A 16341-nucleotide genomic window follows, 5' to 3' on the forward strand; every position below is an offset into this window, starting at 1 on the left:
AGAAAAAGCAGCCTGGCCATGTACCGGGCTGCTTTTTCGCTGCTCACGGTTTGCTTCGACGTTTCTTCGCCGCGAGCAGCCTGTTGAGCGTATCATCCGAATCTTGCTGTTCCTCGCGGGACGGCGGCTGTTGTCCCGATACCGCTGCTGGTCTGTTTTTCAACGGTTCCTGCACGGTCTTGGCCGTGCCTTTTGCTTGGAAAGCAGTCAAATCACTGTCTTTGCGAATGTGCGCCGGGGCATCTGAACGCGAACGCTGGGTCGCGGAACGTCTGTCTGACAGCTGCGTCCATACCGTTTGCTGCGGCTGCGACCCGGCTGTTGCAGGCGATGCTGATCTGCGCCACAGGCCCGCGAGCCTTGTCCACCATTGATCGGGCAGTTGCAAGCGGCGCGCCGCAATATCTACTGGCAAAAGCAATGCCGCAAGCATCAACAGCCACTCCCCGATGGATTGCGTGTCCCACTTGGCGGGAAACGGACCGCCGTAGACTTCCTGCGGTTCGCTGATCTGTTTGCCGCCACCTGCGAGCAGCCAGGTGCGCAGCTCTGTTTCTCCATCCCGCGACATTCCGTATTCGGGAGAGTAAGATACGGTCAGTCCTGTCGTTTGACTCGCGAGTACGCGTCCCTGACTCTTTTCGGATATCTGGATCATGTACGTGCCGGGGTCTGCCGTCTCGAACTTGCCTTCCATAACCCCTGGGGCAATCGGTTTGAGCTTGATGATCTCCCGCTGCATTTTCTCGTTGAGGACAACCGCCTCCAGCTCTTGCGGCAAGCTTGCCCCGGCAGGCATCGTCACTTTTACACTGCCCGCAGCTCCGTCCAGGCTTGTCCGCGCTTTCCACTTTCCTTCCGCGATTTGCGGGAATGTCCAGGCGACTACCTCATTCCACAGACGGCCAGTGCCACCCCAACTCACCCAGTCAGGCGCCCATTTGCCTTCGAGATCGCTCGTCCAGACAACAGCGCGTCCCAGCCCGTACTGCCAGCGGGTCAAAATCGGGTCGTCATCCATACTCATCAGTGACGTCTCCGCTGTCTGTTTGGCTGTTGTCGCCACATACGCCCTTAGCGGCGGCAATGCCTGCTGCAAGCTCGGCCACATGCCGGCTCCTGTCACTTCGGGAATTTGCGGCTTTTCGACGATGAATGTCCGGCTGGCCAGTGCCGTCTCCTTGCTGAAAATTTTCGGAATCGATTCGGCGTCATTGGCAAAGTAATAGCGGCCATTGCCTGTTTTCGCGATCATTTCCAAAAGCGTATGATCCGCATCATCTCCCACCGCGACTGTCGACACCGTAATATTTTCGGAGGTCATTTGCTGCAATAGCCCCTGGTAGTCATCCTGCATGCCTGACTGTCCATCCGTCAGCAAAATCACGTGCTTGCGCTGCGTATTCATCTGTTTCACCCGATCGTACGCCAGCTGCAGCGCGGGGTAAATATCTGTTCCGCCATCGGCGCGAATGCGGCCGATTTGCTGGTGAATCTCTTCTTTGTTGGCGACGGTCTGCGGGGCAACCACTTCCCACGGATCACCGTCAAACGCGATGACTCCGATGGAATCTTGCTGATTCATCATGGTCGTAGCCCGAATCGCGGCTTCCTTCGCCAGCTCCATTTTATCGACACCTCTGGCATCTGAGCTCATGCTGCCGGATTTGTCGATCACCAGTTCCAGCCCGAGAGAAGGAAGCTGTTGTTTTCCGCGCAAATCCATATGCACCGGAAGCGCTTCTTCGATCGGCGTCTGGAACCAGCCGCCCATTCCGAAGCTCTCGCTTCCTCCGGTCATAATCAGCCCCAGCCCCAGATCGCGCACCGCTGTCCTCATGCGCTCCATGTCAGCGTCACTCATTTGGGTAGCGGACACATCGGACAACACGATCGTCGCGTATTGCTTGTAGCCCGCAAGCTCCTTGGGCAAAAGCGCAAGCTCGCGCTGTTCGACCTGCATCCCGCCTGCCCGGAGCGCCTGCACGAGATTTTTCGCCGCGCCCGGATGTCCTTCCAGCACGAGGACGACAGGCGCTCCGGCTACCTGGGTATAAGCCGTTGCCTGATTGTTCGCCTGAACGGTATCCTGGCGAGGCTCGATTTCCACCCGATAACGGTGAAAGCCTTGCTCCATCGCTTTTTGCGAAAAGACAAAGCGGTTTTTTCCTTTATCGATTTGCACCGTTTGCTGACCAACTGCGCGGTTGCCTTCGTACAACCGCAGCGTCGCTTCTGTGGCAAGCGAACTCTCCACATCGACTGTGATCGCATACTCTTCTCCGGCGTACAACCTTTGCGGAACTTGCACAGACGACAGAACGACTTCGTCTCCTTGCGGCTGCTGCAAGGACACAGCCTCTACGCTGATGCCGCGTTCTTGCGCCAGCTTCGTTTGCCGGGAAGCATCGCCGTTCGTCGCGATCCCATCGGTGAGCAGCACGACTTTGCCTCTCGTGTTGCTCCCAATCATCGCCGCCGCAAGCCGTATTCCTTCTTCCAGATTCGTCGCGTTGCGGTTCACTTCGACTCCCAGCGGCGCAAGCTCTTCGCGCGATGTCAACGGCTGGTCGACAGCGGCGTCAGCTCCGACGGCAACGACTGCATACTTGTCTTCCGCACGCTTTTGCCCGATAGCGTCTCGCAAAAACGAGAGCACCCGCTGATCGTCCTTCATCGAGGCTGAACGGTCCACGACAAAAACAACCGTCTTGGCTTGAACAGGCGTGAGCAGCTGCGTCCCTGCCAACGCGAAAATGAGCAGCGCGAACAAGACGAAACGAAGGGTGGCAATAACGGTTTTTCTGCTTGCGGGCATCTGCTTTTGCTTTTGCCACCACTGGATCACGAGGTAGGCAGCAGGCAACAAAAGCAGCAAAAGCCACGGCTGTGTAAAGTTAATACCCACGTTGGTACACCCTCCATTCCACAAGCAAAACCAAGAGCACAAGCGCTGCCAGCCAGTACGTCAACTCCCGCGTGCCTGTGCCCGCTCTTTGCTGCTCTGCTTCGCCTTGTCCAGCCTGCGAACTGGCAACACTGAGCGTTTTCGGCGTAATATCCGACTCGCTCTCACTCAGGCGCACGGAAAAATACTTGCTCACAGCTCCCGCGTCCAATGTCTCGTCCAGTTTGTACAAGCCGATCTGCTCCGGCACCTGTATCGTCAAGACCGTTCCGTTTGCCTTGATCGCTTGCTGCTGACCATCGGGATACGTCAAGCTTCTCTCCGTTGCCCCCGGCGTGAGCGGAATGCTCAGGCTCTCTCCCGGATGACTGGTGGCGATGGGTGCCGTTTGCGCTGGCGACAGCCAGTTCACAACATTTTGCATGAAAATGGGAAAAGCCGGGCGCAACGGAAAATCGGAGTCGTGCAAGTCAAAAGCAAACACGACGATGCGCCTGCCGTCGATCACGCCAGCCTTGACCAAATCCGCGTCACCAGCTCGCACGAGTGTCTTCATCCCGGGCATTTCGCCTAAAACCGCCGCTTTGGCAATATGCACCTCGCGCCAATCCACGTATTTGAGCATCGGATCATCTGCGGAGACGGCTTGCGGTCCCTGCTCCAGCTCCTGCTCGCCTGCAAGCGGCAGCCAATCCGTTTTCCTGTCTGGCGCGATCAGCAAAATATTGCCCTGCGGCAGCTTGTCCGGCACTTCGCCGTCGAACACCCACAAATCGCGCGCCTCGGCATTCGGCCCGGGAGCGTTCTGGACGGTTTCCACCTCCAGGCTGCCAACGGTCTGCATGACCTGATGCAAAAAGCGATTGCCCGCCGGAGTGTACAGCACGGCTTTTCCTTTGCTCGCCGCAAATGGCACGCTCCAGATTTCATTGTCTTGCGGCAAGCCGTCCTGCTCCGGCGCAATGACAGCGCGATAGGCAGTCGAGACAGGCAGCTCTGTGAACGAAAACGTCCCGGAACGTGCTGTCTCGATGGCAAACTGGTTCGTGTCCAGCAGCTTGCCTTTGTCATCAAAAATCGTGACGGTTCCTCGCGACTGGGCGCTGCCATGGTTATCGATGCGCAAAAGGGCTTCGACACCGTTTGGCCCGGCCTGTGTCACAAAGGCGGCAATCGCCGCATTTTCACGCGTTCTCCCCATCTGCATGAAGCGAAAGCTTGCGGACGAGGCGGACAATGACTGGGTCGCCAGCTTTCGCTCCACATTGCCATCCCCGATCCAGATGACGCCGCTTCCCGGTTCATTCGCCGCGATCGCTCCCGCCAGCGACAGCGCAGACAGCGGGTCAGACGTTCCCATGTTGGCTGTCAGCTTTTGCAGCGCCGCTGTCAGCTCGGTTTTGTCGGCGCTTTTGGACACCAGCACATTCGGCTCGCTCCCGGCGGCAATCACGGTCATCGTCTGAGCGCTGCCGAGCTTCTCGACCAGCGCCTTCGCTTCGGAGACGGCCCGTGACAGCCTCGTCTCTTCTCCCTCTTTTGCCAGCATGCTGCCTGATGTATCGACGACAAGCACGGTGTGGTCAGCCGTGATCCCTTCCGTTGGCATGGCTGGTCTGGTCAGTGCCAGAACGAGCAAGCATGCCGCCAGCAGTTGCAGGAACAATAGCAAGTTGCGCCGCAGCTTTTCCCATGGCCGCACCGCCTCCCAGTTTTGCAACGTTCGCTGCCAAAGCAGCGTGCTCGGCACGACGCGATCCTCTACTTTTCTTTTGAGCAGGTAGAGGACGATGATGGCCGGGATGATCAATGCAAACCAGATGTTGGAAAGTCCCATCCACTGCATGAAGTCTCTCTCCTCTCTAGCGAATCATGCCCGCCTGCCGAAATACGTGAAAGACGACCGATTCCAGCGATTGCTCCGCTTCGATCTCTATGTAAGCGATGCCTCTTCCGTAGGCAAAAGCAGCCAGCTCCTGGCGAAAATCGCGCAAGCTTTTCGCGTACTCGGCCAGCAACAAGGCAGTCATCGATGCTTCTTTTGCCTGTCCGGTCTCGGCGTCGATCAACCGCAGCTCGCCTGCGTAATCCGGCTGCCGTTCCTCCTGGGAAAGTACCTGCACAAGCGTCACCTCTTGCCGCGCCGCCTGCAAGTAGGCCAGCCCTTCCGCGTAGCCGTCCGGGAACAAAAAATCGGAAAGCACGATCGAAATACCTGCTTTGCCGCGAACTGCTCCAGGCTGGCGGAGTGCGCCATGCAAATCCCCCGGGCCGCCTTCCCCGATCGCCGATAAAAAGGAAAGCAGCCGATGCGCCTGACCTTTGCCCTGCAACCCTTGCAAGGACGCTACGATGCGGTGATCGAATGCGTAGACGGATACGTGATCGAGGTGGCACAGCGACAAGTACCCCAAAGCCGCGGCAATCTGCACCGAGCGCGACAGCTTGCTCGGCTGCCCGTAGCCCATGGAGCGGCTGCAATCGATATACAAGCTCACGTGAAGCTCGGTTTCATCCAAATACTTTTTCAAAAACAGCTTGCCGGAGCGCGCATACGCATTCCAATCCAGTTGGCGCAAGTCGTCTCCCGGCACGTACGCCCGGAAGTCGGCAAACTCCATCGAGCTGCCCAGCTGTCTGGCCCGTCTCTTTCCCGCATGGCTGCCGCTGACGGCTTTCCTGGTGGCAAGCTGCATCCGTTCCAGTCTGGCAAGCCATGCCGGGTCAAGCAGGTGCTGACTCATGCTTTCTGCCCCGACAGCGCGTCCAAAATATCGCGGATGATCTGATCGGCCCGCACTCCGCTCGCCTCGCCTTCAAAATTGAGGAAAATGCGATGGCGAAGGGCTGGCAAAGCTACCGCTTCCACGTCCTCGTAGGCGAGATTGTAACGCCCGGAAAGCAGCGCCCGCACTTTTGCCAGGGAGACGATTGCCTGCACCCCGCGCGGCCCTGCCCCGTTTCGCACGTACTGATTGACAGAAGCGACAGCCCGCTCGCCAGGGTGAGTCGCAAGCAGCAAGTTGACAGCATAGTCCAGCACCGCATCTGCCACCAAAATGTCGCGGGCGGCCTGCTGAATTTGCCCGATTTGCTCGCCGGATGCCACCTTTTCTACCGGAATCGCTTGCCCGGTCGTCGTGCGCTGTACGATTGCCTTCAGTTCGTCAGCTGTCGGGTACGGCACGTCGATTTTCAGCAAAAAGCGGTCCATCTGGGCCTCGGGCAGCGGATAAGTCCCTTCTTGCTCCAGCGGGTTTTGTGTCGCCAAAACGAAGAACGGCGCAGGCAGCGGTCGAGTGACGCCCCCTGCGGAAACCGTGCGCTCCTGCATGGCCTCAAGCAGCGCGCTCTGCGTCTTCGGTGTTGCCCGGTTGATTTCATCGGCGAGTACGACATGGGCAAAAATCGGTCCGTGCTGGAACTGGAACGACTGCTGCCCCGTCTCGTCCACGAGAAGAATGTTTGTCCCTGTAATATCAGTCGGCATCAAATCAGGAGTGAACTGGATGCGTTGAAAAGACAGTTCAAAAGCTTGCGACAAAGTTTTCACGAGCAGCGTCTTCCCCAGACCGGGTACGCCCTCCAAAAGAGCATGGCCTCCCGCGAACACCGCCCACAAAAGTTGCTCGACGACGTCTTTTTGTCCCACCAATACTTTTCCGATCTCTTGTCTGACTAGCTCTACTCGCTGCAAGCAATCTTCTAGCGTTTGCTGTGCCATAGCCGCGCCCTCCTTTTCTAAGGCTCAATTTTGCTGAAATAGTCTTTGACGATATCTTGATAGTCGCCGGGAATCGTGCCTTTTTCCATGCTCTCGCGGGCGAACTGCTCGTACTGGCCGTACACTTCCTCATACGGCAGCGTTCCGCCGGAGGTCACCTGTGTCTGGCTGTTTTGCTGCGACTGGGAAGGACCTGCTCCCAAAGGGCCGCCTACCGTTTCGGAAGGGCCATTTTCCCCGCCGATGCGGCTGGTCGGAATCGTGACCAGCTCGTGCTTTCCTGCGCCCAGTCCGCCTCCCGGCCCTTGACCGTTTCCGCTTCCGCCGCCTGCGCCTGCTCCGGCGCCATTTCCCGAACCATTGCCCGCGCCGTTCCCGGCACCTTTTCCTGAGCCGTTGCCTTGACCTGCTCCTGTGTTGCCGTTTGCAGGCGGATTCGCCTGATTCGTCTGATTGGCCGCAGCGTTCGCATTGGCTGACGCTCCGCTGCCCGTTGCTGCCTGGTTGTTTCCCGGGGTAGTCGACGCAGGGACTGCCTGGCCTGCTCCGGTTCCACTCGCCCCGTTATTGCTTCCGGCAGCTGCGGCGCTTGCCAGCGTCATCTGCGACTGAGTGAGCGAAGCTGCCGCCTGGGAGGCCGCGAGCATCGCCTGCTGGGACTGCTCGGTTGCTCCCATCGCTTGCAGCAGGCTGTTTTCCAGCGCCTTCATCGCTTCCGGGTCTTGCCCGGCTGCGATTTCCTTGGCGGCCTGTGCCAACTGGTTGGCCGTATCCGCCAGCTCTTGCGCATTGGCGGATTCCGCGTCCTTTTTCAACTGTTCTGCGGCTTTTTCCAGTTCCCGGGCCAGATCAGCCCGCTCCTGTTCTTTCATCTTTTCCAGCTCTTTTGCCATCTCGGCAAGCGCCGTTTTCAATGCTTCGCGATCGCTTTTGGCCAATGCGTCGGCCACTGATTTTGTCGACTTCTGGCTGCCGAGACTGCGTTGCAAGCTTTGCAGCGATGCTGTCTTGTTCTGCTCCGCTGCCCGCAGCTTTTCCAGCTGCTTTTCTGCCGCCCGCAGCGCGTTGAGCCGTCCGGCGGGATCGTCTGCTTTGGCGATGCTCTTCTTCGCTTGCTCCAGCATCTCTTCCAGCTGTTTCTTCTGAGCCTCGCTCAACCCTTCATTTGCTTTCGTTTTCGCCTTGATTTCCTCGATTTCTTTTTCCACCTTGGCGATTGCCTGTTTTGCCTGCTCCATCTGAAGAAGCCGCACATCTTGCGGATTGGGCCAAACCAGGAGCAGCAAGCACAGCAAAAGCAAACCGCCTGTGACGAACAACCTGTTTTTCAGCCCGGCCCAAACGCGAATGCTCTCGATGATGTCCGGCAAGTTTTTGCGCAAATGCCGCAGCGCATCTTCCCGCTGCATGACCGCGACGGAGGAGGTGCTTTCGCGATGCTCCCACGCCGTCTCCACGCGCTGGGCAAGCCCGTTGCCGTCTGCCGCCTGCGCACTCTTTTGCCAAGTCGTTTGTCGCCACTTCGTGCTCATCCAGCCAATCGCCAGCCCTAGAGGAAACATGGCTACCGCCAGCCACGCGTAATACGGGATCGGCCAAAAACGGGCAGCGAGGAGAAGCAGTCCGCTTCCCCCCGCCCCCCACAAGCCGTACAACGTGATTTGTTGGATCAGTACCTGGTTTTGCAGCTTTCTGCGCACTGGCTTCAGCAGCGACTTCAGCTCATTGTCCGGTTTCGCGGTAAACATGGCTTACTGCTCCCCGGCTGACGCCTTGCGCTTCCGTCCGCGCACAGGCTGGATGAAGTAAATCGCAAGCAACAGGCAAACAACAGTCAATCCCCCATAAAACAGGCAGTAATTCCAAAATGGATCGACATTCGCCCAAAAGCTCTGGGCGTTGGTGAAGCTGCTCAAATCCTGGACAGGCCCTTCTTCAAAAATGTTCAGCATGGCAAACACCGGGTTGATGCTGTGCAACAGATCGGGCCAGATGGAGTTCGGCGGAGAAGTCACCTGATTCATCCGATTTTGATAACGGATGAACTGGCGAATAATTTCCGCCAGCACGCTTGTGCCGATCGCCACACCGAATACGACTGCATAACTGACGACCGTGGCAATTCCCGTCCGTTTGATCAAGGTCGATATAAGTACGCCGATGCTGCCGACTACCAGCATGGTAACGACGTAGAAGCCGAACACTTTGATCAGTTGCAGCGGAGACACCCCGCCATACAAAAAGACAATCGCGTACAGCGGGATGGTGGCGAACACGAGAAACATCATGAAGCTGAGCGAAGCCAGCCATTTTCCCAAAATCAGCCTCGTGGCGCTTATGTTTGTCGTCAGCAGGATGCTCAGCGTCTGCCGTTCGCGCTCTCCCGAGATTACCCCTGCGGTCAGACCCGGAACGAGAAAGCCGATCATGCCGAGTTGAAAGATCGACAGCATCATGAACAGCTCCCGCGTCTCGCCAGGCTTGTAGTAGCTGCCGCCATTCGTCATGAAAAAGATGGCGAGCAACGTCATAGTTCCCAACACCAGCAAGTAAAACAAAATGATCCACGGGGCGCGGTTCGTCCGCATCCGCAATTTCCATTCGTTGAATAACACAGGGTTGCGCAATCTTCTCAGGACGTTCATGAGCCCACCCCTTTCGTAATTTCCAAAAAGATGTCTTCCAGATCGCCCACCGCTTCGTTGAAGGCTGCCACCGGATAACCAGCTGTCGTCAGTTCCCGCAACAGCTCCACCTGCTGCTCGTCGTTTCCGGCAAACCCGGCGACAACCCAGCTTCCTTCGCGCGTTACGCTCGTGATCACAGGCATTTCACGCAACTGCGTCATCGCTTCCTCAAGCTGGCCAGTCAAGCGAATGCGCAGCACGCGCTGCTCCTGCATTTTCGCGTAAATCTCATCGACTCGTCCAAATGCGACGAGATTCCCTTCTTCAATCACCCCGATGACATCGCACATCTCTGCCAGCTCAGGCAAAATGTGCGAGCTGATGATGATCGTCTTGCCCATATCGCGCAGTTCCTTCAAAATCTCGCGCAGCTCGATCCGCGCCCGCGGGTCCAAACCGGAGGCGGGCTCGTCGAGAATCAGCACTTCCGGGTTGTGCACCAGGGAGCGGGCCAGCCCAAGCCGCTGCTTCATCCCCCGCGACAACGAATCAACGTACGCGTCGCGCTTGTGGCTGAGATTGACCAGATCGAGCAGTTGCGGAATGATCTGTTTTCTTTCCGCAGCCGGAATATCGTAGTTCGCACCGTAAAAGTCCAGGTACTCCTCTGCCGTCAAGTTGTCGTAGACGCCGAAAAAGTCCGGCATGTAGCCGATCAGTTTGCGGACTTCCTTCGGGTGACTCGTCACCTCGTAGCCGCCCACGTACGCTTTGCCGCTCGTAGGGGCAAGCAAGGTAGCCAGAATGGACATGGTCGTAGATTTTCCTGCCCCATTCGGGCCGACGAAACCGAAAACCGTGCCCTTTTCAATGTCCATTGTCAGGCCCTTCAACGCCTGCATTTTCCCGTAGCTCTTTTGCAAATTGCGAATTTGGATCACTGCTGGCTCACCTTCCCTTCCACGCTCACATTCGGAATGCCGATATGGCGTTCATCAGGCAGCTGATGGGCAAACTTGATGCGCATCATGCCGTCTGCCGACACGTACAGGGCAGCCTTGTCGCCTGACATGACGGTGTTGTTGAACGCTTTTTCAAACGGCTCGTAAGCTTTTGCCTTCCAGTTGTACACTTCCTTGGAAAACGGCGTGTTGTCATCCGACCAGGTGTACAAATACACGTTTGTGATCTTCAGCTTCTTGTTTTCCTGACTCAGATTGAAGTCAAAGGTAATGTCTCCTGCCGGCAAGCGGTAGCCGTCCCCTTCATCGCCAACCGGAACGGAGCTGCCCGACATCGTGACATCGAATGTACCTGTCGGATAGTAGACATGTCCGTCTTTGGAAGGCTGCACCTTCAGTTCGGAAGTAATTAGTGTAAGGCTCTCCAGCTTGGTGTTTTCGTTTTGCACGACAGCATCGACAACCGATTGGTTGGTCCAGCCTGCGATTCTCACGATTTCGTTCTGATTGTTTCTGCGATCAGTCATTTCCAGCATTTCGATCATGACTTGCTCACGCGTCTGCTCTGTTTGAATGGAGCGCAGATGCGCAGGCAGCGCCGTCGTAGCGTACGATTGACGATTGCTCCATCTCGCCTGGGCTGCTGGCTGGAACGGCAGATTGACTTCAATGCTTGCTCCAGGTGCCAGCTCGCTAATTTCCTGCACTTGGTTACCGGAAAAAATCGTCAAATCGCGCAGGGCAAACTTGGTCTTGTTCGTAACCGTTCCTGTTAAGGCTCCTTCTTTGTAAGACAAGTTCGACTCAAAGCTGCCTGCATCGGAAATCGTATGCTCTGTCGCCACTTTGCGCGTCGACCAAAATTCTACGTCGCGGAACTGAATATCCGTTTGATCCGCCTGGGTGGAAGTCCAGATTTTAGGAATCACATCTGTCCGCTCCCGATCTGCAAGCGGTTGGGCTTGTCCTTGCCCTTTTACAGTCAGGCGATACTCACCGTTTCTTGGCACAAAAAAGGAGGTAAGCCCGTTTACTTTTGCCTGTCCATCGTTTTGCAGCTGGACGAAGCTCACTTGATGGACGAGGACGCCCGTACCACGCTGCAAAGCGCCAAACGAGAAAATCCCGATCCCCGTGAGAATCGCCAAAGCTGGCACGATGCCCCACATGTAGCTTTGTTTGCGCCATGCCCGCAAAATGAAAAACAAAATAGGTCCGGCAATCAGGGCATATATCCCGAACAACAGGGCAAACCAGCTTACTTCCGGAATTTTCAGGTCCGGATTCATATCTGATGCTTCGCGCAGCGGCCAAATGCCGTCAAGCGAAGACGACTTGAAGTCGCCGAGCGAGGAACCAAACGCTTTGATCAAAAGGTCAGACCAGAAGCGGCTGTTCCCGGCCCAGCTGGCGACAGGCTCCTCCGCCAGATCGTAGGCTGCGTACAGCACTTTGCCCTCCCCTACGTTATGTACGACAAACAGCGGGATTGTTCCCTCGCTGTACAGCACTTTCCCGGCTTTTACTGTACCGTTGCTGACCGTAAACGGAGCCGTCAGCTCAACGGGCTTCGTTTTATCCGTCTTCAAGTTGGCCAGCGAAGTCACGCTCGTAGTCCCGGTCACTTCCACAGGAGAGAGGTCAGCGAGCGCTCCTGCGGTTTTCTTGTACTGGGCACCACCTGCCAAAACGAGCTTGCCCCCGGCTTTTGTCCAGTCGCGTATCGCCTGAATTTGCTGCTCATTCAACGAATCCAGGGCAAAATTGTTCAGGATCAGCATGTTGAGCATTTGCAGCTGCACGCCCGAAGTCGGAACATTCTCCGGCTTCATCGGCACTGCTTTCGCCGGATTTGGAAACGTATCCCGCGGCAGCGCCGAGAGGAAATTCGCGGTATCTGCGTTTTGCCCCAGCACCCCGATCATTACCATATCGTTACTGTAGCTTTGACCATTCAAGGGCGCTTGCGCTACGATCTTGTCGTTTACCATCATGGCTACATACGTACTGTTGTACAGCTCTGAACCAGGCACCATGATCGTTACTTGCTTGGTCACGCCTTTGGCGATCGACACTGGCTGGTAATAGGCGGCGGAATACTGGTTGTTCCCTCTGTTCCCCGTCGCTACCATCAGGTTGCCTTCCGTATCGGCGCCTCCATTTGTTACAGTCACCACAATCGGCACTTGCCCTGCTTCCTTGTACGCGCCATCGATCCCTGCACTCACCCTCAGCTGGATCGTGCCCTCTGCCAGAGCGACCGCCCCTTGGTGCGCAGGTCCCAACACCAGCAGCAACAGGAGCGCGAACATGGAAAGCAGCCATCGCTTGCCCTTCACCATTTTCATTCCCTCAATACCTCCATGGTCAATTCGTTTGCAGTCTATTCGTCTTTTTCATACAAATTAAGACGCGATTGACGGGAAAAAAGCTACAGTTAATTTTGCAAAGGGGAACGATTGGCCTTCATCGCAGGTGGAGTGTATGCAAAAAGCTGCCCCGCACGGAAAGGAGGCAGCTTTTCGTCTCATGCTTCGACTCTGGTTGTGTCGTACTCGGAATCGCGAATCCGGGTCGGATCGAACATGTCCGCGATTGCCTGATGCACATGCGCCGGATGCTCGGCAAGCCTGTGGCACAAGTACAAGTACCACTCGGTTCCATACGTCAAATACACCCGCACGGGCAGCCCCTTTTTGCGCAGCTCGCGGGCCAATTCGGGCCGCACGCCGTAGAGCAGTTCCAGCTCCACATTCGGCCGCTGCAAGTAACCTCGTTCACAGAGGGCAGCCACAATCGCCTGGTCATGCGTTGCCAATGCGCACTCGTGACCAGCCTCCACGCACCGTTCAGCCAGTTGCAAATACCGCTCGTTCAGCTCCGCCGACCTCGGCAGCGCCAGTTGTTGCGGCTCCTGGAACGCTCCTTTGACCAGGCGAATTTTTCCCGGCAGATGCAGCAGTCGCTTGAGATCGTCCACGGAGCGGTGCAGATGGGCCTGAAGCGTGATGCCTACGTTAGCGTGGCGCTCTGTCAGGCGCTCGTACATTTGCAAAATCGCCTCGGTTTTCTCCGACTCCTCCATGCTGATCATCAAATACTGCCCGTGCGCTTTGGCGCATTCCGCCATTTCCTTTACGTGTTCCAGCGCGGTCTTCGGCTGAATCAACAGCCCCAGATGCGAGAGATCAAACGAAATGTTGGCAGCGGTGTCCAGCCGGGAACAGTCTTTCGCTACCTGCAAAAATTCCCGCTTGGCAAGCTGTGCCGTTGCTTCGTCCAGTGTATTTTCCCCGATGTACTCGATGGATGTCTGATAGCCCCACTGCTTTAATCTGGCGGCAACATGCATCGCTTCTTCACGAGTCTCGCCCGTTACATAGCACTTCGCGGCGGATAAAAGCAGCTTGTACAACTGGGGGGTGCTTTGGACAAATTGCTTGATGCTCTCATCCCGGGCGATTGTTTTCAATACGTGGGCAGTCTGCTTTTCCTGGTTGTTCACATGCGCTCTCTCCTTTGACTGGGCGTTCTTCTCTTCCCTCACCCTAACATGATAAGCTGGAGACGATCAGATCCAGTTTGGGCCTGTTTGGACAGGACCAGTTGGAAAGGAGGCGCATTCGCCATGCTATGGGTGCCCATCGATCGGGACAAGCCGATTCCTTTGACCCGGCAAATTTATACAGAATTTCGCGACAAAATATTGCGCGGCGACTGGGCAGCCGGCTTCAAGCTGCCTTCCACCCGAAAAATGGCGCAAGAGCTGCGCATTTCCCGAAATGTCGCGATCGAAGCCTACGACCAGCTTTTCGCTGAAGGATATATCGAAAGCAGACAAGGCTCGGGCTATTTTGTCGCCGCAGGCATTTATTTGGAGCAGTTCGCTCGCGGACAGGAACGACCGCTCCCCTCGGCAGGCGATCAGCCGGAGCACCTCATTGATTTTCGTTCAGGCGTGCCTGCGCTCGAACAATTTCCCCGCAGCTTGTGGGGCAAAACCGTACAACAGGTGTGCCACGATGCCCCCTTGTCGGCTTTCGGCTACAATCGGCCCGAGGGACGCGCTGAGCTGCGCGATGTACTGAGCCGCTATCTGTACCGGACGCGCGGCGTGCAATGCGCTCCTGAGCAAATCGTCATGACCTCCGGCGCGACTCAGGCGCTTACTTTGATTGCCAAAGTTTTGCTGAACCGCGAAAGCTGCGTGCTCATCGAAGACCCGATCACCCAGGATATCCAGTCGATCTTCACCTCGACAGGAGCCAGACTTTGTCCGGTTCCCGTTGACGAGTACGGCATGAACATGCACAGTCTGCCTTCGCCACTCGCTGGCAGCAGACCCCGTTTTGCCTTTGTGACGCCATCCCACCAGTTTCCGCTCGGCACTACGCTGACGATCCAGCGGCGAATCCAGCTGATCCAATACGCGCGCTCAGTCGATTGCTACATCGTCGAGGACGATTACGACAGCGAATTTCGCTATGAGAGCCCGCCCATCAGCTCGATCCAGGGGTTGGCCCCCGAGCGGGTAATCTACATCGGCTCCTTCAGCAAAATATTGTCGCCTGGCCTGCGCCTCGGCTACCTTGTCCTGCCGGAAACATTGGTCGAGCGGTATCACAAAGCCAAATGGCTGTCCGACCTGCACACGCCTTCGCTCGAACAGCTCGCTCTCGGTCGCTTCATCGAGGAAGGCCATCTGGAAAAGTACATCAGCAAAATGAAAAAGCTGTACAAAAAACGGCGCCAATGCCTGATAGAGGCGCTGCGCCGCACGTTTGCCGATCGCGCCACCATCTGGGGAGAAGCTGCCGGGCTGCACATCGTCGCTGCTTTTGACGGCATCTCCTTTACATCGGATGTCTTGACTGCACTGGAAGCTGCTGGCGTGCGCGTCTACCCTGTGGAGGAACATGCGATTGGGAAAGGCAGACATGAAGACAAGATTGTGATTGGGTACGGCAATGTTTCCGAGGACGGCATAGAAGAAGGTGTCCGCAGAATGGGAATCGTTCTCCAGCCGTTGACCTGCAACGGACCAAGCCATGCAGCCCCGCATTGAAAAGAAGCCAATCTCCCGCTAATGTGGAAGATTGGCTCTTTTTAAGAGAGAAATTACCAATGACGACGGCCGCAGCATTGGGGCGGACAGTTGCGGCAACGGTCAGGACATCTGCGTCTGTGGTTCCAGCCTTGCGAGCTTCCTCCGCCGCGATGATCCCAGCCAGGAGGGCGTTGACCATCCCGCTGCCATGGATAATAGGAAGATTGCCCAGTCGAAGAAGAATACGAGGACTGCCATTGCGAACTTTGATAATTCATGCTGTCGCCTTCTTTCCTCTTGTTTTTGGATGACTATATGTATATATGCCAGAGGAGATAAAGCCGCATAGACAACTATCTTTCCCAGAGGAAAAATCAGGTATCTACCTATGTTTTCTACTACCTTTCCCAGCTGCATGCCTAAGACGTCTGTCGCGCCAAAAGGCAAAAAACCGGAACATTCCCCGCTTGGAATGTCCGGCTTTTTGCTGGATTCGCCCTTGTTATCCTATGATTTTGCCCACAGCTCTCTGCGGGAGGTAGTGACAGAGGTCGCACCTGCCTGCAAAGCCCGATCCACGTCTTCCTTCGTACGGATGAAGCCACCTGCGATGATCGGGATACGGGTCCGCTCCATGATCTCCTCGATCAAATGCGGGATGATCCCCGGCAGCACTTCCACGTAATCCGGTTTCGTCCGCTCCAGCTGCGTAAGGCTGCTGTCCAATGCCATCGTATCGATCAGGAAAAGACGCTGGATGGAAATCAGCCCTTTTTTCTTCGCGGCCAAAACCACACTGTTTCTCGTCGTGATGATTCCGTCAGGCTTCACTTCCTGCGCAAGAAATTCCATCGCATACTCATCCGACTTCAATCCGTCGATGAGGTCGGCGTGAATGAGCAGTTTTTTTCCAAACGCTCTCGCCCGCTTGCCCAAAGGCTTTACTTGCGCTACATGGGCGTTCAGCAAAATAATGCGTTCGTAGCACGTCTCCATCAGCTCGTCAAATTCTTTCAGTGTTCGGGCAGCCGGAAGAATAGGCTGATTAATCTGGTTGGCCAATCAGGAGTCAC

At 56.4% G+C, this 16341-nt stretch carries 11 protein-coding genes; 1 reads left to right on the forward strand and 10 read right to left on the reverse strand.

Annotated features, from left to right (window positions below; genetic code table 11):
• Positions 1-43: 43 nt before the first annotated feature.
• From HP435_RS24545 to HP435_RS24585, 9 genes are all read right to left on the reverse strand, one after another.
• Positions 44-2908 (reverse strand): VWA domain-containing protein, encoded by a 2865-nt coding sequence (locus tag HP435_RS24545; RefSeq protein WP_173598552.1) that lies wholly within the window; start codon positions 2906-2908, stop codon positions 44-46.
• Positions 2898-4754: a vWA domain-containing protein gene (locus HP435_RS24550; protein WP_173598553.1), complete on the reverse strand. Its 1857-nt coding sequence runs from the start codon at positions 4752-4754 to the stop codon at positions 2898-2900. Before HP435_RS24550 ends, HP435_RS24545 begins: the two co-directional genes overlap by 11 nt.
• A gap of 16 nt (positions 4755-4770) precedes the next feature.
• Complete coding sequence (locus HP435_RS24555) at positions 4771-5652, reverse strand: DUF58 domain-containing protein (protein ID WP_173598554.1); 882 nt, start codon at positions 5650-5652, stop codon at positions 4771-4773.
• Entirely contained in the window at positions 5649-6632 is a 984-nt protein-coding gene (locus HP435_RS24560; protein WP_122966381.1) for an AAA family ATPase, read from the reverse strand. Before HP435_RS24560 ends, HP435_RS24555 begins: the two co-directional genes overlap by 4 nt.
• Before the next feature lie 17 nt (positions 6633-6649).
• Positions 6650-8380, reverse strand: a complete 1731-nt coding sequence (locus tag HP435_RS24565; RefSeq protein WP_173598555.1) for a coiled-coil domain-containing protein — start codon at positions 8378-8380, stop codon at positions 6650-6652.
• A gap of 3 nt (positions 8381-8383) precedes the next feature.
• On the reverse strand, positions 8384-9277 hold the full coding sequence (locus tag HP435_RS24570; protein ID WP_122966383.1) for an ABC transporter permease: 894 nt from the start codon (positions 9275-9277) through the stop codon (positions 8384-8386).
• Positions 9274-10200: an ABC transporter ATP-binding protein gene (locus tag HP435_RS24575; protein WP_173598556.1), complete on the reverse strand. Its 927-nt coding sequence runs from the start codon at positions 10198-10200 to the stop codon at positions 9274-9276. The genes HP435_RS24570 and HP435_RS24575 overlap by 4 nt, the downstream gene beginning before the upstream one ends.
• The gene (locus HP435_RS24580; RefSeq protein ID WP_173598557.1) at positions 10197-12569 is read right to left on the reverse strand and encodes a DUF7408 domain-containing protein; all 2373 of its coding nucleotides are present in this window, start codon (positions 12567-12569) and stop codon (positions 10197-10199) included. Before HP435_RS24580 ends, HP435_RS24575 begins: the two co-directional genes overlap by 4 nt.
• A 179-nt stretch (positions 12570-12748) precedes the next feature.
• Entirely contained in the window at positions 12749-13726 is a 978-nt protein-coding gene (locus HP435_RS24585; protein ID WP_173596644.1) for a proline dehydrogenase family protein, read from the reverse strand.
• A 123-nt stretch (positions 13727-13849) separates the two neighbouring features.
• Here HP435_RS24585 and HP435_RS24590 point away from each other — a divergent pair, with 123 nt between their 5' ends.
• Positions 13850-15286 carry a MocR-like pyridoxine biosynthesis transcription factor PdxR gene (locus HP435_RS24590; RefSeq protein ID WP_173596643.1) on the forward strand — a complete coding sequence of 479 codons (1437 nt, stop codon included), beginning with the start codon at positions 13850-13852 and terminating at the stop codon, positions 15284-15286.
• 489 nt (positions 15287-15775) lie between these two features.
• Here HP435_RS24590 and HP435_RS24595 read toward each other — a convergent pair whose 3' ends face one another.
• Complete coding sequence (locus tag HP435_RS24595) at positions 15776-16330, reverse strand: glycerol-3-phosphate responsive antiterminator (protein WP_122966389.1); 555 nt, start codon at positions 16328-16330, stop codon at positions 15776-15778.
• Positions 16331-16341 lie beyond the last annotated feature (11 nt).

Origin of the sequence: Brevibacillus sp. HD3.3A (assembly GCF_013284375.2) — a bacterium.
Taxonomy (GTDB): domain Bacteria; phylum Bacillota; class Bacilli; order Brevibacillales; family Brevibacillaceae; genus Brevibacillus; species Brevibacillus parabrevis.